22 protein-coding genes are annotated in these 24,191 nt (G+C 50.1%); 8 read left to right on the top strand and 14 right to left on the bottom strand.

Annotated features, from left to right (window positions below; all coding sequences use genetic code 11):
- Positions 1 to 51: 51 nt before the first annotated feature.
- The 8 genes from C5O19_RS18385 to C5O19_RS18350 form a co-directional block, all read right to left on the bottom strand.
- Entirely contained in the window at positions 52 to 1,140 is a 1,089-nt protein-coding gene (locus tag C5O19_RS18385; protein ID WP_133163391.1) for a sensor histidine kinase, read from the bottom strand.
- A 191-nt stretch (positions 1,141 to 1,331) separates the two neighbouring features.
- Complete coding sequence (locus C5O19_RS18380; protein ID WP_104714841.1) at positions 1,332 to 1,847, bottom strand: MOSC domain-containing protein; 516 nt, start codon at positions 1,845 to 1,847, stop codon at positions 1,332 to 1,334.
- A gap of 108 nt (positions 1,848 to 1,955) precedes the next feature.
- Positions 1,956 to 3,920, bottom strand: a complete 1,965-nt coding sequence (locus C5O19_RS18375; RefSeq protein ID WP_394341795.1) for a c-type cytochrome — start codon at positions 3,918 to 3,920, stop codon at positions 1,956 to 1,958.
- Positions 3,921 to 3,929: 9 nt separating this feature from the next.
- Complete coding sequence (locus C5O19_RS18370) at positions 3,930 to 5,774, bottom strand: family 16 glycoside hydrolase (protein WP_104714922.1); 1,845 nt, start codon at positions 5,772 to 5,774, stop codon at positions 3,930 to 3,932.
- 97 nt (positions 5,775 to 5,871) lie between these two features.
- On the bottom strand, positions 5,872 to 7,503 hold the full coding sequence (locus C5O19_RS18365) for a RagB/SusD family nutrient uptake outer membrane protein (protein WP_104714840.1): 1,632 nt from the start codon (positions 7,501 to 7,503) through the stop codon (positions 5,872 to 5,874).
- A 14-nt stretch (positions 7,504 to 7,517) separates the two neighbouring features.
- On the bottom strand, positions 7,518 to 10,856 hold the full coding sequence (locus C5O19_RS18360; protein ID WP_104714839.1) for a SusC/RagA family TonB-linked outer membrane protein: 3,339 nt from the start codon (positions 10,854 to 10,856) through the stop codon (positions 7,518 to 7,520).
- A gap of 195 nt (positions 10,857 to 11,051) precedes the next feature.
- Positions 11,052 to 12,131 carry a FecR family protein gene (locus C5O19_RS18355; protein WP_104714838.1) on the bottom strand — a complete coding sequence of 360 codons (1,080 nt, stop codon included), beginning with the start codon at positions 12,129 to 12,131 and terminating at the stop codon, positions 11,052 to 11,054.
- A gap of 131 nt (positions 12,132 to 12,262) precedes the next feature.
- Positions 12,263 to 12,868, bottom strand: coding sequence for an RNA polymerase sigma factor (locus C5O19_RS18350; protein WP_104714837.1), 606 nt, complete (start codon positions 12,866 to 12,868; stop codon positions 12,263 to 12,265).
- Positions 12,869 to 13,013: 145 nt separating this feature from the next.
- On the opposite strand from C5O19_RS18350, the gene C5O19_RS18345 reads away from it, so the two are divergent.
- Positions 13,014 to 13,211: a DUF2188 domain-containing protein gene (locus C5O19_RS18345; protein ID WP_104714836.1), complete on the top strand. Its 198-nt coding sequence runs from the start codon at positions 13,014 to 13,016 to the stop codon at positions 13,209 to 13,211.
- A gap of 46 nt (positions 13,212 to 13,257) precedes the next feature.
- On the opposite strand, the gene C5O19_RS18340 is transcribed toward C5O19_RS18345, so the two are convergent.
- Together C5O19_RS18340 and C5O19_RS26475 are read right to left on the bottom strand one after the other, a co-directional pair.
- On the bottom strand, positions 13,258 to 13,908 hold the full coding sequence (locus C5O19_RS18340) for a c-type cytochrome (RefSeq protein WP_317046509.1): 651 nt from the start codon (positions 13,906 to 13,908) through the stop codon (positions 13,258 to 13,260).
- 72 nt (positions 13,909 to 13,980) lie between these two features.
- The gene (locus C5O19_RS26475; protein ID WP_317046508.1) at positions 13,981 to 14,247 is read right to left on the bottom strand and encodes a hypothetical protein; all 267 of its coding nucleotides are present in this window, start codon (positions 14,245 to 14,247) and stop codon (positions 13,981 to 13,983) included.
- Positions 14,248 to 14,432: 185 nt separating this feature from the next.
- Here C5O19_RS26475 and C5O19_RS18335 point away from each other — a divergent pair, with 185 nt between their 5' ends.
- Complete coding sequence (locus tag C5O19_RS18335) at positions 14,433 to 15,305, top strand: tetratricopeptide repeat protein (protein WP_104714835.1); 873 nt, start codon at positions 14,433 to 14,435, stop codon at positions 15,303 to 15,305.
- 430 nt (positions 15,306 to 15,735) lie between these two features.
- A complete protein-coding gene (locus C5O19_RS18330) occupies positions 15,736 to 16,683 on the top strand; it encodes a cation diffusion facilitator family transporter (RefSeq protein WP_104714834.1) in 948 nt (315 codons plus the stop codon).
- Between the two features lie 53 nt (positions 16,684 to 16,736).
- Here C5O19_RS18330 and C5O19_RS18325 read toward each other — a convergent pair whose 3' ends face one another.
- Positions 16,737 to 17,090, bottom strand: a complete 354-nt coding sequence (locus tag C5O19_RS18325) for a winged helix-turn-helix transcriptional regulator (RefSeq protein WP_104714833.1) — start codon at positions 17,088 to 17,090, stop codon at positions 16,737 to 16,739.
- A gap of 128 nt (positions 17,091 to 17,218) precedes the next feature.
- On the opposite strand from C5O19_RS18325, the gene C5O19_RS18320 reads away from it, so the two are divergent.
- Positions 17,219 to 18,220, top strand: a complete 1,002-nt coding sequence (locus tag C5O19_RS18320; RefSeq protein WP_104714832.1) for a zinc-dependent alcohol dehydrogenase family protein — start codon at positions 17,219 to 17,221, stop codon at positions 18,218 to 18,220.
- A gap of 151 nt (positions 18,221 to 18,371) precedes the next feature.
- On the opposite strand, the gene C5O19_RS18315 is transcribed toward C5O19_RS18320, so the two are convergent.
- The 3 genes from C5O19_RS18315 to C5O19_RS18305 all read right to left on the bottom strand — a co-directional run bounded on the left by C5O19_RS18315 (position 18,372) and on the right by C5O19_RS18305 (position 20,427).
- Positions 18,372 to 18,896 carry a GNAT family N-acetyltransferase gene (locus C5O19_RS18315; protein ID WP_104714831.1) on the bottom strand — a complete coding sequence of 175 codons (525 nt, stop codon included), beginning with the start codon at positions 18,894 to 18,896 and terminating at the stop codon, positions 18,372 to 18,374.
- A 281-nt stretch (positions 18,897 to 19,177) separates the two neighbouring features.
- Entirely contained in the window at positions 19,178 to 19,984 is an 807-nt protein-coding gene (locus C5O19_RS18310) for a hypothetical protein (protein WP_104714830.1), read from the bottom strand.
- An 80-nt stretch (positions 19,985 to 20,064) separates the two neighbouring features.
- The gene (locus tag C5O19_RS18305) at positions 20,065 to 20,427 is read right to left on the bottom strand and encodes a DUF1304 domain-containing protein (protein WP_104714829.1); all 363 of its coding nucleotides are present in this window, start codon (positions 20,425 to 20,427) and stop codon (positions 20,065 to 20,067) included.
- Positions 20,428 to 20,546: 119 nt separating this feature from the next.
- Between C5O19_RS18305 and C5O19_RS18300 the strand changes: the two genes are divergently transcribed.
- The 4 genes from C5O19_RS18300 to C5O19_RS18285 all read left to right on the top strand — a co-directional run bounded on the left by C5O19_RS18300 (position 20,547) and on the right by C5O19_RS18285 (position 24,145).
- Complete coding sequence (locus C5O19_RS18300) at positions 20,547 to 21,089, top strand: RNA polymerase sigma factor (RefSeq protein ID WP_165796063.1); 543 nt, start codon at positions 20,547 to 20,549, stop codon at positions 21,087 to 21,089.
- On the top strand, positions 21,070 to 21,696 hold the full coding sequence (locus C5O19_RS18295) for a hypothetical protein (RefSeq protein ID WP_104714827.1): 627 nt from the start codon (positions 21,070 to 21,072) through the stop codon (positions 21,694 to 21,696). Before C5O19_RS18300 ends, C5O19_RS18295 begins: the two co-directional genes overlap by 20 nt.
- A gap of 13 nt (positions 21,697 to 21,709) precedes the next feature.
- Positions 21,710 to 22,774, top strand: coding sequence for a hypothetical protein (locus tag C5O19_RS18290; protein WP_104714826.1), 1,065 nt, complete (start codon positions 21,710 to 21,712; stop codon positions 22,772 to 22,774).
- Positions 22,775 to 23,116: 342 nt separating this feature from the next.
- Positions 23,117 to 24,145, top strand: a complete 1,029-nt coding sequence (locus tag C5O19_RS18285) for a glycosyltransferase family 4 protein (RefSeq protein WP_165796062.1) — start codon at positions 23,117 to 23,119, stop codon at positions 24,143 to 24,145.
- The last annotated feature ends 46 nt before the right edge of the window (positions 24,146 to 24,191 follow it).

The following is a 24,191-nucleotide window of genomic DNA, read 5'->3' as shown; positions in this document are numbered from 1 at the left end:
GAGCTTGCAAAAATAAGGCTCAACTGCCGGTATGCACTACATTCCTTCGTTTTAGATCACAGCCGGGGCTAAGAGCGGCATGGTTACCACAAAGTGACCGTCAGTATCACTAATGATAGGTTCAGGCTGAGCTAGTAGGCGATACTTCGAAGCAATGTTAGCCAGCCCTACCTGATGCGATACGACCCGCGTTGTTTTGCGTTGCAGGTTATTACCTACCCGTAACCAGCCTTCTGCGGTAACATCAATCGTAATCCGTAAGGGCTGGTGGGGCTGGATTCGATTGTGTTTCACCGCGTTTTCAACCAGCAATTGTAGTGTTAACGGGGGTAATAACCACTCCCGATACGAAGCGGCTACCTCAATCGATAATTCAACCCCTTGCTGATAGCGGGTCCGGAGCAAATGATAGTAGGCTTCGATGAAATCCAGTTCTTGGGAAAGATAGGTCAAATCCTGATCATTGGTTTGCAGCAAATACCGATAGACGCGAGCGAGCTGTTCGACGAACTGCTCCGCCTGACGGGGTTCCTCCGTAATCAGCATCGAAAGCACATTCAGACTGTTAAAGAGAAAGTGCGGATTGACCTGATTTTTGAGAATTTCCAATTGATTGACCAGCGCTTCGCGTTTGTAGGCTTCGGCCATGAGGGTCTTTTCTTTCCATTTTTGAAAAGTATAATAACTCTCGTACAAGCCTACGGTCAAAAAACTGGCCGTAATACTGATGCAACCAATCGTTACATACGTAGAAAAGGTGGGAGCAAAAGTCGCCATTCGTTCATACACACCTACCTGTTTGTACACCCCCCAGAAGATGAGCACCGTAACTACGGTATTCATTAGGACAAACACCCCTAACTCCAGAGCAATCCGTTTCGGCGTTTGTTCAATACCTGGATAGTGGCTGATAATTCGACGGATGAGTACCGCCTGAATCAATAATCCGCCAAAAACAATCAGGTACGAGGCACTGGTGGTCACCAGAAAAATCTTCCCGTTCTGAATGTAGGGTTTGCCCAGCCATACAAAGTTGCCTAGGGGTACGGTCCAGGAAACAATGCCCAGTAACATCCAGACATTCGCTCCGGATAGCTGAATAAACGGTAAGCTGAATAAACGGTGGATAAACGTTTTCATTCCAAAGCCGGCTCGGATACGTAAGGTGGGGATACAGCCCGATAGGCCCTGAAAAGCGATCAGGCCCCTACCTTTGAAAAGAATCACACACCGGGCGGAAAAGCGTCCTTACCTTTTCATAATGGCTACGTAAATATAAGTAAACCAGTCCCGTATTTAGTTGATCCGATCCGGTAAATTCTTGCGTTTGGCTACTCTTTTTCAGACGCTTGTGCTTCGTCCAACACTTCCAGCGAATCGCCGACCTGAATCGTTCCTTCCTGTAAGACTTTCGCCGTAATGCCGCCGTGCCCCCGCATGGCATTGTAGCCCCCCACCCCCAGCACTTCTTCCATCCGACTGCAGGGATGGCATTCGCCCGTGTATTCGAGGACGACCTCGCCGATTTTAAACTGTTTCCCTTTTAAGGCCTGTAGGTTAACGCCCCGAATGACCAGGTTTCTGCGTACGTCAGCCGGATCTACCTGCTCACGGCCCACGAAAGAAGCGACGGCATCCAAATGCTCGCGGGAAATCAGCGTGACTTGTCGCTTACTTTCGGGTTGACCTTTGTAGCGGTCACCATCGAGTCCCGTACCGATGCGTACGTAGGTTTCGGATACGGATTCTACGGGTTTACGCGGACCGGTTCGTAAGCCAATCCATTCCAGGGTGCCGGGCTGGCTAAAATGATTCATCAGTCCGTGCATGGGTCTTTCCTCTGCCATTGTCATTTCTAGTTTGTATAGCGAAAGATACCCATAAAAAATCGTACGTCCGGTGACTTACTGACGCAGTAAGCCACCGGACGTAGCGAAAATCGTTGCAAAAAGCGATTACTTTTTCAACGAATTAATCCAGGCTGCAATTTTCAGCGCATCCGCTTTTGGAACCTGCGGCATGGGCGGCATTTCCGTGGCGTAATCCGGCCAGTTTTCAGGCTTAGGATTGTGAATCAGCTCAACAATTTTTTCGTTGGTATATCCCCGCTTAGCTACTTCCGTATACGCCGGACCCACCTGACGCTTGCTGATCTGATGGCAGGCCAAGCAGGTATGCTTGGTCAGTAAGGGCTTCACTTCATCGTAGCTCGGTACATTTACCTTTACGGTTTTGGGTCCGGTTTTGGCAGGAGTGGTTTTTCCGGTACCCGTAGCAGGCGTTTCTTTTTCCGGAGCGGACGTTTCAGCGGCTACGGCCGTGCTCCGCGTACTAACTTCACTCATCGCCAGTTTTTTACCCGTTGGAATATTGTTCAGGGTATAGAAGGCCTGCGGGTGTACCAGTGAGTAAAAGCCTTCCGTACTCCGCACACCATCCAGACGCAGTTCGTGGATGTAGTAGCGACGCAGGTTATCGACAATCAGGCGAGCTTTCAGTCCATCTTCCGATACTTTAACCCCTTTAATCGGATTACTCTCCCGTAGAATTGGAGGGCTACCATACACCGGGTGGTACTTATAAACAAAGCTATCTACCGTATACGAAGCCAAGTCTTCGGCCGATTTGCGATCCACGGGTTGCGTAAATTCGATTTCAAACCCATCGGGCATGGCCCGTACGGCCTTCATTTCGAACGGCGTTTTTTCATTCCAGACCAAGCGTTGCAGCCCTTCGCTGGCTTCACCGGCGGAGCCCCAGCCCCGGTTGGTTTCACCGACGAACAGTGATCCGTCTTTACCCCAGGCCATCCGCAGGACGCCTGACTGGAAACCCGCCCGGAAATCGAAGGAAGCTCCCTGGTATTCATCGTTAATTTTTTCCATGAACACCCGCATGATCTTCGACTGCCCCTGATCACCGACCAGTACCTGTCCGGCGAACGGACCGAAATTACCCTGAGGAATTTCGAGAATTTCGGAGTTGGAAATACCCTGGATACCGTGGGGTAACCAAACGGCGGGCAATTGCAGAGCCGGGAATTTCTCTTTCAGCGTGTATAAAGGAATCGGCGTTTCGTCGACCACGTTCTCGGGTTTGATGGCCCGACCATTGGCATCGCGACGACGACGGGAATCCACAATCGCGTACACCTCCTCCTGCTTGATCTTCACGGGTGAGTTCGGCAGGTCCGACCAGCGTAAGCCTGCCGGGTGACCCACCCAAGCTCCTTTTTTCAGGTGCCATACGCCACCCGAACCAATCCAGTCGCCCTGGTTATCGCTGTAGAATAATTCACCGTCGATGATACCCAAACCGCAGGGCGAGCGTACGCCCGTAGCCCAGGGTTTCATTTGCCCGTCTTCGGTAATGTTCATCACCCAACCCCGCCAGGGGACGCGACTTTCGCCCGCCCACCATTCTTCGTTACCAAAAGCCACGTTGCCCGAAACAAAGAAGCTACCGTCCGGAGCAATTTTAGGACCGAAACTGTACTCGTGATAGTGTCCAGACAAAGGCCAGGCGTATACCGTTTCCAGTACATCGGCTTTGCCGTCCTTATCCGTATCGGTTAGTTTAGTGAGCTCCCCGCGTTGGGCACAGTACAAAGAGCCGTTTTTATAAACCAGACCCAGTATTTCGTGCAGACCGCTCGCAAACTTGCGGAAGAATGGCCGACGGCTGGTCGGGTTTTCGACAATATAAATATCACCCCGGCGGGTGGATACGCCCAAGTCTCCGTTGGGCAATACGGTCATTCCGCCTACTTCCAACAGTGTACCTTCAGGAGCGGGTACGCGAAAGATGCGGAAAAAATCTTCTTCTTTGGGTGATTCCTGAGCCACGGCGAGCGTAGTCGTCAGTGCCAGCGAAGCCAGCATCGACGCCCGACGGAACCAGGAAGTATGCAGTAAAGCCATAACGATTGCTTAGAATAAAAGGGAGTAACTGAGTTTTCCACTACGCATGGGCACGAGCAGTTCCTGCTGGCCATTCACCTGACGAATCAGGGGTTTCACACCACCTTCCAACTGGATGTAGTAGGCTTTATCACCAATCAGGTACAACTGATCACTGAGCGTTTGAATACGCTCGGCCTGAGCCAGACGGGCGTACAGATCAGCGGCTGGTTTTTCTACCGTAATCTCACGTTTCACGCCTTCCCGACCGGGCAATACCTGAATGGCATCCTCTACCATCGAACCGTAGCTCTGGTAGCGGAACGTCGGCTGATTTTCCTTCAGCGTATAGCCTTTCGGACGGAACTGACTGCCCACCGTATCCGCGACCCAGGCGGCCTGCGGCGAAGACAGACGACTCAGGCTCAAAGCCGGTACACCGAACCGTTGCACCATACCCGTAGGCCGTGAAGAGCCATCGCCCCGACTGTTCCACATGGGCGTAGCATCGAGAAATTCCCCTTTCCAGACTTGCACCAGGGCTCCCTTGTCAAGATCGTAGGTATAGTGAACCTCCTGCGGACTACCTACCGAAATGGCATGCGTGACGCGTACCCGCTCCCGACCATTGGGAACGTCCATGAAACTACGGTGCACAATGGGGTTAGCCGCTTCAATCAGGATGGGGCCATTTTCGTTACCCGTCATGCCTTCCGCATTCCCATCCCCCAGGTAAAAGGGACGCAGGCCCGTACCCGAAATCATCAGTCCGAGCGAAGGTGCACCGCGACCGTTGAGTTTGGAATAGACCAGTTCAATCGGCACATTCCCGGCGGGTAGTTCTACCGTTACGGGAGCACTCCGCATGGTCCAATCACCGACCGATTTACCGTTTACTTTCAAGGCGGTAAAACCATTGACGCCCACCACCTGCATCGTGTACGAACCCGCTTCTTTGACTTGCAGCGTGCCCTTGTACTGAATCAGGAAGTTACTTGGCGTGGAAACGACACCAGCCGACAGGGATTTGGCATTTCCTTTCGAAGCGGGCGTAGCCGTCTTCAGATCGGGTTCCTTGTCGTAAGCACCGGTGTATACTTGATAGGTCAGAGAGGTTAAAGCGGGACGAGGTGTATCGTACGCAGTGTATTGAATATTACGGAAAGCCACCGCTCCGTGATCGCCCTGAATCAGGATCGGGCCACGGGCTACTTCATTATTGGCCAGCGGACCCCGCGTGGGACCGGAAAGCTCTACGTTTTCGTGGATGGCCACACCATTGAGTTCGAGTCGGACGATACGGGCATTTTCAACCTTTACGCCTTTGGCATCAAAACGAGGAGCCTGAAAGGAGATCCGCAGGTGTTGCCACAGACCGGGAGCCTTGCTGGCGTTTTGCCGGGCGGCCTGGCCTTCGTAACCTTCTTTACCCGCTCCGCGTTTGTCATCCCAGCGTTGGTAGATGGAACCGTTGTCACCGATTTTAGCTCCTTTGACGCCCCAGCTGTCCATGAGCTGGATTTCGTAACGACCCTGCAGGTAAATGCCTGAGTTGGAACCTTTGGCCATCAGGTAGTCAAGCTCCAGATCGATGTCTCCGTGTTCGAGCGTAGAAAGCAGGTTGGCTTTATTTTTCTCGTTGGGAAGATTGACCAGTATACCCGAGCCTTTACTCGTACTGAGTGTGGCCGACAGGGGTGCTGAAGCGTCCCCTACAATCTGCCAGTTCGAACCATTCGGTTTCTTGAAGGCACTCAGATCGGTCAGCTTCAAGGCCTGCCCCGTGGGCGTCTGCTGCGCCCAAACACCGGAGTGAAGCACGCAGCCGACCATCAACCCCCAGAGCAGAGGTTTATACGGTTGTTTCAATTGCATGATGGTAAAATGTTGAATAAAAGGCGGCAAGTAGAAAAAAAGAGGATTAACGTTCGTAGCATACGTTGCTCCGTCCGTTAATCCTCCCATCAATCCCTTATTGAGCAGGATAACCTGGGTTTTGCTTCAGGTTCGGGTTCGCTGCCAACTGACGCTGCGGCAGCGGATACAGGTTTTTGTTTTGATCACCGCTCGGCGTGTGATCCCACCAGCTGGCGGTCACAAATTTGCCAAAGCGAATCAGATCCGTCCGGCGTTTGCCTTCGAAGATGAACTCGCGACCACGTTCGGCCAGCATTTCATCCAACGTCAGCGTAGCCGTCGTGTAGGCTTCTTTCTCGAAATCAGCGGCGGAGAAGGCCCGCTTGCGAACATCGTTGACCAGTTTAACGGCTTCAGCCGTAGCCGTACCACCGCTTTTCCGCATGAGGGCTTCGGCTTTGTTGTAATAGATTTCTGACAGACGGTACAAGGCCCAGTCGTTGCTCCAGTACTTCGTCTCGGACTGACGGCCCGGACGGTACTTATTGAAACGAGCACCGCTGTTTTCTTCACCCGTAATCATGGAAGAAGCCGTTCCGTTTTCACTCGCCCGACGGATTTCCTTCACGAATACGAGTTGCTTATCTTTGTATTCTTCCGTACCCAATACCGGACGGGTAGGATCAGCCGCGTAGAATTGGGGGCCAATTAAAAACCACTGTTTCTTGCGAAGATCCGTATCCTTGAAGGCATCGTAAGCGGATGGGATCACCACTACCCCATTGTTTCCGTTAGCATCACCGTCGTAGATAAACCGCTGGTTGAAGTGGTAGAAGTCACCACTCCAGCCACAACGCGTGGGTGTCAACTGAGCATCGTATACGAGTTGAAACAGGATTTCTTTGGAGTTATCGTTCGTATTGTTGTAGGTAGAAACCAGATCCTGATCCAATACCGGAGCTCCGTTTAGACCTCCCGTCTGACCGCTGATGATCTTGTCACAAGCCGCAATACACTCATCCCAACGAGCTTTCCCTGACCATACTTCGGCGTTCAGGTACAGCTCAGCCAGCATGGAGTACCCAGCGGCTTTCGTAATCCGACCAATGTATTTTTTCTCCAGGTTGGGCAGCAAATCAACGCTTTCGGTTAATTCCTTTTCCACGAAAGCGAAGACTTCGGCCCGGGGACGCGTCTCGGGACTCGTTGGCGTTCCTACCGTGGTTACGATGGGAATATTACCGTACATGTCCATGAGCTTCATGTAGTGATACGCCCGGAACACCCGCAGTTCAGCAATGAACGCATTCTTCTCCGCTTCACTTACCCCGGCTTTCGCGAAATCCACGCGGCTAAAATCGCCTAGGGCATTGTTACAGAAACCTACCCCCGTAAACATTAGGCTGTAAGGATTCCACACGGTGTTTTCGGTATATGACCAGCTATGACCGTGCAGACGAATCCACTGGGCATCATCGTAGCCGTGGCGACCTTTTTGTGGCCAGGCTAACTGATCGGCCGAAAGTTCGGTAATCCGCCAGTGACCGTTCTGTCCCGTCGGAGCCGTCCAGGCGTTGGCGTGCGTATACGGACGCAGTACGGCTGAAAGAATTTCCTGACGGTTATTATAATATGCAGAAGCATCAATTTCATTATACAGCGTTTCGTCCAGATTGGTACAGGCATTCGTACCCGAGAGAATCGCCAGCAAGCTAGCATACACCAGCCCTTTATAGTAACGTTTCATGAATGCGTTCGAAATTAGAATTGAACATTAAGACCAAGCGTGTACGACTGCGTACGGGGATAGAAACCACGACCGTCGATACCAGGATCCAGTCCGACATCATTGATTTCCGGATCCATACCACGGTATTTCGTGATCGTCAACAGGTTACGGCCCGTAGCGTAGATACGCAGATTCTTGATTACGGGTGAGTTGAATCGCCAGTTATAACCCAGCGTTACGTTGTCCAGCTTCACAAATCCACCCGGCTCGAGGTAGTAATCCGAATACTGAAGCGCATCGTTGATCTGGTTGTTACGGCCCAGGGCATCTTTCAAGACGTTCGTGGGCAAGTACACTTTATTGCCGAAGAATACCTGTTGCAGGTTCAGGATGTCATAACCCAGCTTACTGCGGAAGAAGACCGTCAAATCGAAGTTTTTGTACTGCAGACGGTTGTTCCAGGATAGATACACTTTCGGAATACCATTACCGATGTAGGTGTAGTCTTCGTTGGCAACGATCTTATCAGAGGTTACCGCTTCGCCAGAGGCTTTGTAGAACAACCATTTGCCTTCGGGCGTAAAGCCGGCAAATCGCTTCCCGTAGAAGCTACCTAGTGAACCACCTTCGATGGTACGGATCGCATCTCCTAAAGCACCGGTACCACCAATACCACCGAACGTTAGGAACGTAGCCTTGAAGACATCACTTGACAGCGAAACCAGGCGGTTTTTCTGCGTGCTACCCACGACGTCCATGCTCCAGGAGAAATCCTTCTTCTTGATGACAGAGCCACTCAGGCTTAACTCTACCCCTTTGTTATCAATCGTACCTACGTTGGTAAACAGCGTAGCCTGAATGTAGGGAGGCAATTGAGTGTTAAAGTTACCCAGCAAGTCTTTCGTGCGACGATTATAAACATCGAAGGCCCCCGTTAAACGACCTTTGAAAAGAGCAAAATCCAGACCAAAGTTTAACTCGGCTTTACGCTCCCAACGAAGGTTGGGGTTGGGGTTGTTGCTCGGTCCGTACGTCTGACGCCAGACGCCATCGTCGTTCAAATAGAAGTTACCCGTACTTAAACGCACCAGTGAACGATAGTTCGGAATTCCCTGGTTACCCGTGATCCCGTATCCTACCCGGAATTTTAAATCATCAAAGACATTGAGTGACTTGATAAAGTTCTCCTGAGCCAGGTTCCAGCCCACCGAAGCCGCGGGGAAATTACCGTACTTGTTATTGGCACCAAAGCGGGATGAACCTTCGCGACGCAGAATGAACTGAGCAATATATTTGCCTTTGTAATCATAGTTCAGACGTCCAAAGAAGGCAATCAGCGTATTGTCTTCTTTAAAGCTACCCAGGGAAGATTTACCCAAGGCGATGAAGTTACCCGCACCTAAGTTATTCTCCTGGAACTGATCGTTTAAGAAACCACTGTTCGCTCCTTCAAACCACGAACGCACGTTATACTGATAACTGTAACCCGCTAAAGCTTTAAAACCGTGATCTTCGTGGAATTTTGTTTCGTATTCGAGCGTCGATTCGAACGTAGACAAGTTTCTGATCTCATTGTACTTACGTGCGTAACCTGTTCCAGCGATTGGCGTACCATTTAATTGATCCAGCACCGAGCGACGAGAATCCCGGTTCCGGTACTCATTATCATTCCAAACATCCCGCTGTACGGCTCCGAAGGCACTCGCTTTAAATCCTTTAAAGGGTTCCAACGTAAAACGGATGTCGGCAGAAGTCGTTTGCTGATCCCGAGTCAACTTCTCTTGGTTCAAGCGGCCAATGGGGTTTACGGTAGATCCTTCTTCGAAGTAACGGCCCGTGTTAGGATCAAATAAAGGTTGCGTTGGGTTACGTCCCAGTGCATTTTCAAAATCACCCGTGTTTCCACCCAGTAAATTGGCCTTGTTGAAGTTGGTCGCCAGGTTCACTGACGTCGAAAGCAGGTTATTTAATGACTTTTGGAAGACGCTTAAACGACCACCAAATTGCTTCCGCCAGTTTTGAATCGTAATCGGGTTGGCTTCGTTGTAATACATCGAAACGCGGTAATTACTATTCGCACCGCTACCTCCTGAAAGCGCCATGTTATGGTAATGACTCAGATTGCCTTTATCGAGCATGAGATCGTAAAAATCCGTATTCGCCCCCAAATCCCGCATCTGACTAGCTTTGGGGTTCGTTGGATCCTGCATGGCTGCCCGCCAATCCGCAGCGGTTAAAAACTGAGGGCGTTTAGCTACGACTTCGTGCTGTGCATAGGTAGAATACGTCAAGGTTGGAGGGCCTCCTTTTCCTTTTTTCGTCGTCACCAGAATTACCCCAGCATTTCCCCGCGTACCATAGATAGCCGCCGCTGAACCGTCTTTCAGTACGTCAAAGGATTCGATATCATCCTGTTGCAGCAGATCCAAGTTACCGCCAGGAATACCGTCGATCACGACCAGGGGTGAAAGATCTCCATTAATCGAAACAATACCCCGCAGCTGGATAGCCGGGCTAGAGTTCGGGTTGTTACCCTGCGTACGCGTAATCTGCAAACCCGCTACTTTACCCTGAATCAAGTCCAATGCATTCCGCGTACCACCCTGGTTAAAGTCTTCGGTTTTGATTGTCGATACCGCCGAGGTTACTTCCTGCCGACGCTGCGTACCGTAACCGACGACGACGACTTCGTTGAGCGACTTGATGTCCGATTTCATCGTTACATCAATCGTCGTCTGGTTGTTTACAGGTACTTCCTGGCTTTCGTAACCAATGGAAGAGAATACCAATACGGCATTGCCATCGGGTACGTTCAGGGAGTAACGACCTTCGGCATTCGTAACTGTACCTACGTTCGGCGTACCTTTTAGCAGGATGGTTACGCTGGGTACTACTGATCCGGTTTCGTCTTTTACTTGTCCCGTAACTGTCAGCAGGGGTTTATTGCCCTGAATTTTGCTGGGCATCATCAGCGTGATGTACCGCTCAATGAACGTAGGCTCCAGGCGGTTGGCACGCGTCAGAATCAGGCGATTGCCCACCAGTTCAAACTTAATTTGAAGGGGTTGCAGCAAGCGTTGTAGCACCACGCTCAGGCTTTCATTCGCTGCGTTCAGCGTTACCGAACGTTGCGATTGAATCAGGTCAGGGCTATAGGAAAATTTAACACCCGCGGCTTTTTCCAGCTGGGATAGTACTTCACTCACACTCTTATTTTGAAGCTCGATGCTGATCTTTTTATTCATGAACTCCTGAGCTCGGCCATCAAGGGCGACGGAGACATTTGTAAAGAAGGCAACAATCAGAAGCTGGAGTACGGTTAATCGCATGATCTTCCACCCAATTTCTTTGGAGAATAACGGTTCTTTCATACATTTGAAATGGTTTTTTTAACAGAAAAACGCAAATAAATCCCTGCATCCGTTAGAGGCGGATGAGCACAAGCTAGGCAGAGGGAATTGTTTGAAAGTCAGTGATGGTAGGACATCACTGGCTTTTTTACTTTAGAAGGGGGTTACGACATAAAAGGCAGTTAGGGGTTATGGTATAGGGTTTAGTTCAAATGTTTAAGGTCGGCAGCCCCGGCCACTCACGGCAACATAGTTGTCCTGAGCCGCCCAGTTGGCTTCTATCGTCTTACAGATAATATCTAGTTTCTGCGAAAGGGTTCCTTCTTTCAAATCGGTCGTAATGCGGCAATTGCTCAGCAACGGGTTCTGAAAAATGACCTTAATCCCATAGGTACGTTCGATCTCAGCAATTACTTCACTGACGGGCACCGCATTATACACTAGGTTCACGGGACGGAGTACTAAGGTTTTAGCCTCCGCCAGTGTATTGATTGGACTCCGGAATAAGCGGGATTCTTTCCGGGCAAAAACAACCTGTTCGTTGGGTTGCAGCACCAGGTCCTCCCCTTCCTTCGAGGCAGCCTCGAATACCGGGTGGGAAGACACGGAAACCTTTCCCGTACGAACGGTTAGCGTGACATTATTATCTCGACTGTAAGCCTTAATGTTGAAACTAGTTCCTAATACCCGGGCGACTAACCCATTGGCGTATACTAAGAAGGGCCGAGTGGTGTCGCGTACCACTTCGAAATAGGCTTCTCCTGACAGAGAAACCATACGGTTTTGGGCCTGGAATGGATTTTCGTAGCGAAGGTTACTGCCCTTTTGGAGAATAACGGAACTGCCATCGGGCAGGGAAACCAGACGGGGTTTGGTATGCGTATTACTAATGGTAACCGAATCCGATTGCGGCGTAGCAATCACCTGAGCCAGCTGCGGGGCCTGTGAAGGTTGTACCATCCACCAGCCTAGACCTACGGCCAGTACTACGGCGGCGGCGGCAGCCCAGCCCCAAGCGAAGGAACGCCGTACGGGTGCCGGGAACAATTGCTGGCGAAGGGATTGCCAGATTTCTTCTTCTTTCTGGGGGTCCGCTTCCACCTGAGCGAGTTCTATACTCGCTTGTTTAAGCCTACGCACTACGGCAGCCGCCTGACGGATTGCCGCTTCGTGTTCAGGGTATTGCCGCTGATAGCTTTCCCAATAAGCCACGGTGGACTCATCGGGGGCATTTACCCACTTCCGAAACGAAGGATTACCAATAAATTCTTGTAGTAAGTCAGGCTTTTGGTCCATGCAGACAAACGTTTCTAGGAGAGATAGTGCCGAATCGCACCCCTCAACTCAGTTTTTAAATTATTTTTTTTATTAATTGTACTTCGCAGCTCTGGGGTGATAGCTTCAGCTCGCAGAAATGCAATGCTTCGTTAGCGTAAGTAGAAGAGCAATACGACTAGAAGGGTGTCCGTCAGCAGTTTACGTAGTAAGCCATACGCCCGGTTCAGGTGGTTGTTTACGGATTGCTGGTTGATTCCCATAATTCCCGCGATTTCCTCCGTACTGAACTCATCATAGAACGCGAGCATAATCGCTTCCCGCTGCCGGCTGGGCAGTTCCTCCAAAGCTTTTTTTAATCGGGCATTTTGCTGGAAAGTCACTTCTTCCTCAATCAGGCTGGCTTCAATGGCCGGACTATATAGCCCCTGAAATTTATCTTCGGGATTATCCTCGTCATCTTCAGCTACCAGGGGCAGATCCGCCTGCCGGAGGTTATACAGGCGGTTGCGTAAGACTCGGAATAAGTAAAATTTGATGGTATGCAGACTTTTCAAATTTTCCCGTCGCTTCCACAATTCCACGTATACATCCTGAATGGCATCTTCCACCAGCTCCGGATCATTGCAGATGCGTTTGCCGTAGGAAAGCAGCATCGAGAAGTGGTTGCGGTAAATTTGCTCAAACGCCTGCACATCACCTTTTTTAAAGGCGATCCAAAGTTCCGTATCGTCCGTATGGGTCAGGCTTTTCGTCAAGGGCTACTCGTTCTAACCTTCGAATATACAGCCTAAATAATGCGAACAAAAATCTATTGACTGGGAAGGAGTCTTTACCTATACGTCAGCCGGTAAAAATGGTATAACTTTTTCTGCCAGTCTACGTAACCAACCTGCTAGAGCGATGCCCTGGACGAAAACCAATTATCCGGACTCTCTGAAAAACTTCATGGCTCCGGTTCGAAAAAAAGCAATTGATATTGCAAACGCCCTGTTGGCGGATGGTCGGCCTGAAGACTCCGCCATCGCGATTGCCACGGAAAAAGCGAAAGAATGGGCCGAGAATCGCGGCCTGAAAGTTCGCAAAACCCGAACCACCTAAGTAATCAATTGCCACCCGGCCGCTTCTGGACCGGGTGGCAATTGATTTAATACGGAACAAACCGTTGAGTAGCGTTTACGACGGGTTTAAGCGTTTGCAGATACGCATACATGGCTCCCAGGTCTTTTTCCTCCATGCCCCCGTACATGGTCCAGGGCATGATGGTCTGGAAATCACCGGGATTGATCGAACGCGGTTCGTAGGTAGAATCGGCATAAGACTTAAAGCGGGCAATGAATTCCTGGCGGGTCCAGCGGCCCAAGCCCGTCTCCGGGTCAGGGGTCAGGTTAGCCGATACCAATACCCCCAGCTCTGCAGGGAACGCTCTTCCACCCGCAAAAGCCTCTTCTTCCCGTATCTCCCCATTTTCTACCCGGGTATGGCATTCTTTACAGCCAGCGGCATTGATCAAATACGCTCCGTACGCTACTTCATCCGATTCGTCAGGGCGTTGCTGAGGACTTGCCGGTTCGGGAAGGGTATTGATCATCCAATTAAAAGGAAAATCAGCCTTACTTTCGGGCACCGCATTTTCCTGAGCGGGAATGCTTCGCAGGTAAGCAATAATGTCATAGACGTCTTGGGGATCCATGCGACCATAATACTGATAAGGCATGACGGGAAACAAGGCATGACCGTCTTTGCTGACACCCGTCGTGATGGCCCGGAAGATTTCGCCGTCGGTCCAGTTTTTCAATGCTGCCGGGGTGATATTGTCCGAATAGAACGTTCCGGGGAACCCATCCACTTTACTAAATACATGACCTCCCTATACATGACCTCCCTTTCCCAGCGTACTGCTAAGCATGGGTCCCGAATATTTGTGGAAATTGCGAGTACTATGGCAATCCATACAAACGGATACGTGATGGGCCAGATATTTGCCCCGTTGGATTCGTTCGGGACTTACGTTTACCTTTAGCTTGGGCGGGGCTCCTACCTGCGGCAAGGCCAGATGTAGATAAATAAGAATACTAGTGATAATACTAACGATGCCTAGGGCCAGCGTGGCAAGGACTTTTCGAACGGGTTTCATTGACTTGGCGGTAAGGATCAATTCTGGATACCGTTGACGAAGAGGGCTGAAGTCAACAGAAGTGGCTCAAGAACAAACCTATAAAAAAAACCTGAAAGCGAAGCCTGGCGTTGTTTACACTAAAGCCTTTTTACTCACCGTTTATAGCTTTGACTCCTGAGTTACGAGCCTTCTTTATGATCCGTATGAAATCTTTTTTGATGGGTAGTTTAGTACTTATTTCTTCGGCCCTGTACGCTCAGGACGCCAAAAGTTTACTCGATGATGGCCTGAAGAAAGCCCAGGCTGGTCAGGTACGCGAAGCCCTTACGTCGTTCGATCAATCCATTGCCATGAAAGACGACTATCCCGTACGCCAGAGCCGGGGGATGGCCTACGCACTCTTACGGCGGTACGAGGATGCGGTTACGGATTTCACCAAAGCCATTTCCTTTAAACCGGATGCGAAGAAATCCATGGTGAGCCGAGGGATCGCCCGTAAGAAACTAGCCGATTATCGCGGAGCCCTGAGCGATTTCTCGGCCGCCCTGAAAATCGATAGCAAACTTGCCGAAGCTTACTACAACCGGGCCCTGGTCTATGAATTACTGGGTGAAACGGAGAAAGCTTGCAGCGATTACAAAGCGGCCTTTGCCCAGGGGATGAAACCCGCCGAACTGAAAGTGGAGACCTGTAATAATCCACTCCCCACGCCGGCCAATCGGAAACCTTTGTTACAACTGGCGGGTACGGCGACGGATGCCAAATATGGTACGACCAAAGCTACCCCCATTAAAGTTGGAACGAGTCCGGCCGGAGAGTACGAAAACCTGACGACCTATCTTGATTTACTCCGCGACGGTCAGAATAAACCCGTGGAGTATAAAAAGACGGGTTCGTTACCGTATGCCTCCAGTAACGCTCCCAACGGAAAAGGCACTATCGATGTCGTGGAGATTAACTACCGGGATACGAAAAATGTAGCCAAGAAAACGACCTTGTATTTGACTATCTTCGATTTTGAAGCTCCGAAAGCTCCCGTAGGTTTGAAAAGTGTAGTACCCGTGGCGGGTAAATAAGTTGCGTTTTTGATAGCTACACCAACGGCTCGCTTTTTGAAAGCGAGCCGTTGGTGTAGGCGGTGATACCTTGCCGCGGTGGGTAGTTAAGGGATTATTACCACTAATCAGAGTCCGCCGATACGTTCAATAATCTTCATATAGTGATTACATGGAATAGGTCATTCCTTCGAATAGATCGCTTAGCTTTGGCATCCGTGACAAGACCTTTGCCGTTTCTAACCAAACGCTTATGCGTGTATCATTCCTAATCACCCCCAACGCACGTTCCTTTTTTCTACGGTTTCGTTCTCTGGTTGATGTTTAACGTAGCCTTACTAGCTACGATCAGACGCTTCATAGGTCCCACCGTTTGAATCCAGTTGAGGAATCGACATTTCTTCTTGTCTACTTTTTTTATTGCAAGTTCAGGTACACGACACCTTTGCTTATGCTTGCTCACTACTTCAACCCCAGAACCGAACAGGGCGTCCTTCGCCTGTCCATCCTGGTTACCATTGTGTTGGGCGGTTTCGGTATTGCCTTTGGACTGCTGGCCAGTTCATCGGCCATTATCTTCGATGGCATTTATGATTTAACCGATGCCGGGATGACCTTCCTTGCTCTGCTAGTTTCCAAACTGATAGCGGCCTCTTCAACAGGTAATACCGTCAAGAGCAAGCTAACCGAGCATTTTACGATGGGATTCTGGCATTTGGAGCCCATTGTTTTAGGATTCAATGGCACTTTACTGTTAGGGTCTGCCCTGTATGCTTTAGTGAACGCGGTGGATAGCTTTCTGGATGGGGGTCGAAGGCTGGAGCTTAATTACGCCCTCATCTTTACGCTGATTTCGCTGGTCTGCACGCTGAGTATGGCCCTTTTCGCCAGCAAAGCCAATCAGTCCATCCGCTCTGAACTTTTAGCCCTGGATGCCAAATCCTGGTTTATTTCAACGGCCCTCAGCATTGCCTGGTTCGTAGCATTTACGTTCGGCATGATCATTGAGGGGACGTATCTGGACTGGATGGTTCCTTACATTGACCCGGCTGTTCTGGCCATTGTTTGCCTGGTCGTTATTCCTCTTCCCATTAGTAACATCCGGCAGGCGGTGGCTGATATTCTTCTGGTAACGCCCGCAGACCTGAAAAAACACGTGGATGAAGTGGCCCAGAAAGTAGTCGAACGCTATGGCTTCATCGCGTATCGAGCCTACGTAGCTCGGGTAGGTCGGGGTCGTCAGATTGAGCTCTATTTCATTGTTCCCATGAGCTGGCCCGCCAAACGCCTGGAAGAATGGGACGAACTTCGGGATCAGATCAGCGAAGCCATTGGTGAGGATACACCCGACCGCTGGCTCACGATCGTCTTTACAACTGATTTGGAGTGGGCGGAATAAAGCACGGCTGTTGGCGAAGCTTTACTATCCCTATAAACCCGTACTCGTTTGTCTCAACAGGAAATACCGGGCCATGCCTCTTTTTCCATTTGCCGATCGCCCCACTGCCTTAAATGATCGATGAAGGGAATCAGCTCCGCTCCTGTCTCGGTCAGTGAATACTCGACCTTGGGGGGCACTTCGTGGTACACCTTTCGCTGAATCAGTTTATCGTCTTCCAACTCCCGTAAGGTCTGCGTCAGCATCTTGGGCGTAATGTCCTTGATGGCTTTTCGCAGCTCTCCGTACCGCATTACGGCACGGGCGTTGAGATACCATAAAATTCGTCCCTTGTACTTTCCCCCAATGCGTCGAAAAGCGTAATCAACCGCACAGGCCGGCTCATCTACCCTCTTTTTCTTAGCCATCGTATTTTTTTATAAACTGACTGTCAGCAATGGTATCCTTTTGGTTTGTATCGCACTAAAAAGTGCATACTTGACCCAAAGATAGTGCTCAAATACCTTTGTGACCCATCCTAAAACGATTCTTTCGTATGCAAGCGATTCTTAGCAAAGGCACCTATGGTCTGGATTCTGTAGCGTTAGCCGAACAGCCCATGCCTACCATCCAGGCTCACGAAGTCCTGGTCCGCATCCAGGCAGTCTCTCTCAATCAGTTAGATCTGATGGTGGCCGAGGGAGCGTTCGCCACCCCACTTCCCCATGTATTAGGTTCGGATGCGTCCGGGATCGTGGAGGCCATCGGGGATCAGGTAACCACGCTGGCCGTTGGCGATGAGGTAGTTACTCATTTTATACAGTCCTGGCAATCCGGAGCCCTTACGCCAACGGACCTGAGCCGCCGCCTCGGTACGAGTGTTTCAGGTGTTTTCTCGGAATACGTGGCCCTTCCTGCCTCTTCCTTCGTGAAAGTGCCCCGGCACCTTACGACTACCGAAGCTTCTACGCTACCCATTGCGGGCCTTACGGCCTGGGAGGCCCTTACGACGGTAGGCCGCTTACAGCCTGGACAAACGGTTTTACTACAGGGCACGGGTGGCGTATCGCTGTTCGCCCTGTTATTTGCCAAAGCGATTGGGGCGACCGTTATCCTCCTTTCTGGCTCTGACGAAAAACTAGCCCAGGCCAAAGCTCTGGGGGCGGATGAAACCATCAATTATCGCACGAGTCCACACTGGCAACAACGGGTCGAGGAGCTGACCTCGGGGCAGGGCGTGGATTTGGCCCTTGAAATGTCGTGGACAGACCTTAGTAAAACGATTTCCTGCATGAAAATTGGCGGTAGGATTGCCGTGATCGGCCTGCTGGGCGGTGCAAACACAGACCTGTCCATTTTCGGCGTTCTCCAGAAAAACCTGACGCTTACCGGCTTACAAGTTGGACCAAAGTCGTCTTTCGAAGCCATGAATCAGGCTTTGGAAAGGTACGCAATTCATCCGGTAATCGACCGGGTATTCCCCTTCGCTGATTATGCGGAAGCACTCACGTATTTCCAGCAGGGCAAGCATTTCGGAAAAGTCGTGATCCAGTTTTAAGGTTGGCGTTTGCCTACGGAACGTATACCCTGCTTTAATCAGGTATTGAGGAATTGGTTACCGCAGTGTTTGTTGGTGAGGCCCTGCTAAACACCAACACCGGCAGAGAACGAGGTTAGGCCACTTCCGTACAGGTCGGAGCTTTGTACACTTATTCAGCCAGGATCTTCCGCATCAGCAGATCGGTTTGTTCGTCGTTTCCTACTTTAAACAGGTGCTTGTCAAACGTAATAAATCCGTTTTTCTCATAGAACCGTATGGCCTTCGGATTCTCTTCCCATACGCCTAGCCAAAGAGATGATTTGTGTTGTAACTGAGCTACTTCCAAGGCTTTTTCATACAGTAGTTGTCCTACTTTTTTACCGTGGTAAGCCTTCTTTACGTAGATTCGCTCAATCTCAAGTGAGGTTTCCTCCCGTAGTTCGGTTTGAGCCTGGCCCGTATTTACTTTTAAATAACCAATCGCACGTTCCCCTTCCCAGGCAATGAAAAAGAAGGATTCGGGATGGTTAAGTTCGTTTGTTACGCGTTCATCACTAAAGCTTTCTTCCAGGTATTTTTTCATATCTGCCTCGGTATTCCCTGCCGCAAAGGTCTCGGCAAAGGTCTCTCTACCGATTTGTTGTAGTACGCTAAGGTCTTTCAGCGAGGCGTTACTGATTACTAGCTGTTCCATTGGACGCTTATGTTCGATGTTTTGCAGGATTTTTCCCAAAATGTTTTAAACCTGGCTCCTTGCTTTCACTGGGTATCCGCAAATGTATCCAGGAAACAGGTTCATTTTCTAGTCCAATTCTAACACAGTCGATAGTCCAGCCAGGCGGCAGCGATATGGTTTTTTATCGGAGGTGTAACGCGTGACTAAATTCCGCTACAGCGAAACAAGCATTAAAAAAGCTAGGGCTGGCTATTGAATAGCCAGCCCTAGCTTTTTACGGTATTCCTACTCAAATCGCCTCAAATCTCTTCCGTTACACGTTTCACGCCCAGTTCCGTGAAAAACGTTTTCCAGTACTGCGTGATGTTCGGGTTGTTGATCTTGGATGAAGTCGTCGGTTCGAAGGGTAGCACCATGTGAACCGCTACACCCGTCAAATTCGGGTACTGACTTTTCAAACCCAGCGCATCGGCCTTGGCCCATTCGTCAGCCTGAGCGGTTGTCTTGGGAGGCGTATGGTGAAAGTCCCGACGACTTTTCTGAGGCATGCTTTCCACCATGTCCGAAAAGTAATACACTTCTACGGGCTCTCCCTTGGAGGCTACCGCCCCAATGGCCTGCAAACTCGCCTGAATATCCGTTTGTTTGTTACTGCGGCTTTCGTTGGGCGTAGCCAGTTGCGAAAGAATTTGCTGGGTAAAATTGAGCCGCTCTTTCTGCAATGAAAAATCGTAGTTGGTCTGGGCCGCCTCTACATCGGTCTGACTCATCCCTTCGGTAGCTTCCAGGGCCGTCCGGCTGGTGAGTTCCAGGGCTTTCCCCTTAGCGGTATTTTCGTGCATCAGCCATACTTCAATTTTATCACCCGCTCCGCTAATATCCTTCTGCACCAAATCCGTCAGCACTTTCGTGTATTTCTTTTCTACGTACGCGGCATCCTCATTCACACTTAGCGATTTGTCCAGAAAAACAAGCGTATGTTTTGGTCTTGACGCTGGAGCTGATTCGCTCGTCCCGGTTTCTTGTTGGGTATTTTGTTCGGAATTGTCGCCCCCGCAAGCCATCAATAGGCCCAGCAGAGCGAAGGTAAGCCAATAGATTTTCATGAATGAATCAATGTTTCGGCGAAGACAAACCTTCGCATGCTTCTACAAGGTATGTACGAAAAACCGGCGTCTTTGGCCCGTTACCTTAGCAGTACCGTACTTAAGGCGATTGCTGCGGGCAGAGCCTGTACCAGCAGGATCGACCGCGAGGCCGTCCAGCCACCGTAGACCCCGGCTACGACTACACAGCTTAAAAAAAATAGAGCCACATTCCGCGACCATTCACTATCGCCAATGAGTAGTGACCAAACCAGCCCCGCCGCCAGAAAACCGTTGTACAGACCCTGATTGGCGGCTAAACCTTTGGTAGGCTCAAATAATTCGGGGGGTAAGGACTTGAAGGTAGCTTTCCCACGCGTGGTCCACGCAAACATTTCCATCCATAAAATATAGACGTGTTCCAGCGCAACGACGGCGACGAGAATTTGGCTCAGAAGGTACATTCGGTTGAGGATTAAGTACGAGTGCCAAAGGTAAACTTTTTCGGCATTTCATCATTTTTTCGCCTTCAGGCAACCCTTTCCTTCGGCTTGGCATATACCCCTTTGAAAACCTGTTCATCGTGGAATTACTCGAAGCCTTACGCCAACAAAATCCTTTTGCCCAGAAACGGGTCTACGATCAGTTCGTAGGGCGAATGTTTCGCGTATGCCGCCGCTATGTACGCAACGACGAAGAAGCCCGCGACTTGCTGATGACTGGTTTTGTTAAGTTTTTTCAGCGCATACAAACCATTGAATGGCGACAGGAACAGGCGCTGGAGCCGTACCTGCGGAAACTCATGGTCAACGAATGTTTACAGCACTTACGAGGGCAGAAGATTTCGTACGTGGCCGTCGATGAGCTTTCCGAACACCAGCAGCCTTTTCAGCCACCGGATGACCACTGGAGTAGTGAAGAAGTATACCGCCTGATTCTGGAACTACCCGATGGGTACCGCACCGTTTTTAATCTTTACGCCATCGAAGGGTATACCCACCGGGAAATCGCAGAGCAGCTTCAAATCAGTGAAAATACGTCTAAAAGCCAGCTTCATAAAGCCCGACAATTATTACAGGAAAAACTTAGAAAACGCGGATACGATTATGGAAAATCCCATGGATGACTGGTTTCGAAACCAGCTTGAGGAGGTACCGGAAACGGTACCCTTCTCGACGGAATCACTCTGGAAAGACATTCAGACCGCACAAAAAACCAAACCCCGCCCCTACTACCGCTGGGTTGCGGCCGCGTGCGTTGCCGTGTTGGTACTGGCAGGACTTAGTTGGTTTTTGACTCAACCCGATCCCGTTGCGGCTACGCCTGAGCTGGCCCAGCGTTCAACTCCTCGTACCACCGCACCCGCCAAGCCTGCGATGCCAACTCCCAAACGAGTCCTTTCGGTACCGCCCACTTTAGTCACAAGTCGTTTGGCAACGGTTACAAAGAAACCAGCTTTGCAAGTGCCTGTACCCCGTGATTCAGCCGTGGATGTTCTCAACGTTACACCAACGGAACTCATTGCGGTAGAAACCCCGGTCCTTCCGCTGCCTTCATCCGTGGCCACTCGCCCCGTCAAACGGTTCCGGGTCTTGCATGCCAATGATGTACAGGCTCAGCAGGACGCTCAACCTAAACTGTACCGCTCCGAAGGCTTTGTCCGGTTGGGGCCACCCGCGGCCGATTCAGCTCCGGTGCACACTCCTCACCTTTCTACGCATTCTCAACCCTAAACTTCTCTTTCGTATGCTACGTACCTTTTTACTGGGCTTGCTGATTCTGGGCGAGCTGGGATCGCTATGGGCTCAGTCCATTGATCAGACGTATAAAAGTCACATTACCCTTCGACTAACCAACAACCAGTCGGTAGAGTTGGAATTCAATCAGTTTTCGGTCCTGCTGGCACACCGAAACCTGGATTCGGTCCTGCATCTTTTTGTAAGGGATTACCAGAAAGTGCGGGATACTTCCGAGGCGTTGACGGCTCATAAAATTCGTTTCCGCTTCGACGAAAATCGGCGGCAACTCGATGTACGCTCGTACCCGCAAACGCAGCAGGCCTACCATTTCTCCGGTACGGAGGAACCCGCCCTGCTTAAAACCCAAAGCGATACGCTTGAGTTACCTGCCTGGCAAGCGCCTGCCGCCGTAGGTTGGGGTTCGGGTTCGCCCCAATTCTGGGTACAATTCGTACTTAATGATCTGTCGTTTATTGAAACGCAATTGAAAAATGGTGGTTTTAATCCTTTATTGGAAGAAGCTATTCAATCGGTGTATCAGTACAAAAATCATCATCTGACCTCGTCTAAGGTAACGTTCGATTTGGTACAGGAGGGTAAAAAAGCGACGTTCAGTCAACTGAATTTCGTTCGGGCGGCCTTTATCTCTTTTCAGCCCCGGGCGGAAGTAGGTGTCATTCGGCATCGACTGGTGCCCGCACTGGCGGCGGATGTCATGTGGGTACCCGACTCGTACCGGGGTATGGGTTTCTCGGTCGGCTTGCAATCACACTTCTTTTTCCGGGGCACGCCCGAAACGGGTTTTCATACCGATCGCAATGATTTCCTGAATCTGGGCGTCCATTTCTATAGCCGCCGTCCCAACGGTCAGAAAGCGGAATTCAGTAAACTCCTGACGCACCTGAGTGTGGGCGTTCCCCTCCGGCGAGTGGGTGGGTATTTCCCAAAAAATACGGTCCGACTGAGCGGGACAGTCTTTAGTCGCGGATTCATTAAACTTGAACCCGAATTGTATATGACGGGTTTTTTCAGGAACGTCTATCCGGGGGTACGCCTTCGACTCGGTTTGTAGATTTTCCCGCGATTTAGCAACGTAGGGTTCTAAATTTCCGTATATACAGCTAGACAGACCCCTAGCGGCTTAAACAATCAGGCTAATTGCTTGTTTATAAGATAATTACGCATTATCCCCGATTGAAGCGTCGCTCCGGACTTTTTCAGCCTACGAGCAGGCTGGCCTGAAAGTTTACAGCATATCCAAAAGAAATCCATTTCTTATTCCAACTATTTGGCTTTAAGCTGTGTCTGTAGTGTAATTTTGCCTTTACCACCGCTAAATGAACCAGAACCTTATCGCTGATTTATAATGAGCCAACCCTTCAGAAAAGCAGATATCATCTTCGACTGTGAACGAATGAAGCATGCTCATACGGGGCTTTATCACTTCTGTTTGCAACTGGGTAACGCGTTGCTCTTAAATCGAAAAAATACGCAGCACCGGTTGGGCTTTTATCTGCCTTCTTCGGAAATTGATTTATTTGGCGATAATCCGTTTAACAAACGGCAACATTCGCTGCATAAATATGCCATGCCTTTTGCTAATCAGTACAAAGTATGGCATGGTACCTATCAGGATTCTAATTATTTCCCCTTACGGAGTTCGGCGAAGAAAGTACTGACGATTCACGATCTGAACTTTTTACACGAGAATAAACCCCCGGAGAAAGTTAAGAAGTACACGCAGAAATTACAGGATAAAATTGATCGGGCGGATCGCATTGTGACCATCTCTAATTACGTCAAAAACGAGATTGAGTCTACGATGCACATGGGTGGTAAAGAAGTACAAGTCGTTTACAATGGCTGTAACATCAACGAACATATCAACCCCATTAAACCCCAGTTTTCAACGGATAATCCGTTTTTGTTCAGTATCGGTACGGTAGCTCCCAAGAAGAATTTCCACGTTCTGCCCGCCATGCTGCTTCAGAACGATCTAGATCTGATCATTGCCGGCACGACTACGCATAAAGAGTATTACCAGAAAGTACTCAACGAATCCAAACGGCTGGGCGTACAAAACCGCGTTCACCTGACGGGACCGATTACTGAAGCCGAAAAATACTGGTTACTAAAAAACTGTGATCTGTTCTGCTTCCCCTCGCTGGCGGAGGGTTTTGGATTACCCGTTATTGAAGCCATGCATTTTGGCAAGAACGTAGTACTCTCCGATGCTACTTCCCTACCCGAAATTGGCGGACCTTACGCTCATTATTTCAACGGCTTCGACCCTGAACAAGTCAGTGATTTAACTACCCAGATTCTGGAACAAATCGATACCAAGTCCGAAAGTGAGCTCATCAAGGAATGGTCGCAGCAGTTTAACTGGCGGAATACGGCCAATGACTACTGGCGGATTTATGAAGAACTACTGAATGAATAAACGATACAAAAAAGGCCACCCGATTGGGCGGCCTTTTTTGTATCGT

The sequence above is a fragment of the Siphonobacter curvatus genome, from assembly GCF_002943425.1.
GTDB classification, from domain to species: Bacteria; Bacteroidota; Bacteroidia; order Cytophagales; family Spirosomataceae; genus Siphonobacter; species Siphonobacter curvatus.
The sequence above is the reverse complement of the archived record's forward strand: the minus strand, read 5'-3'. Positions and strand labels throughout refer to the sequence as shown.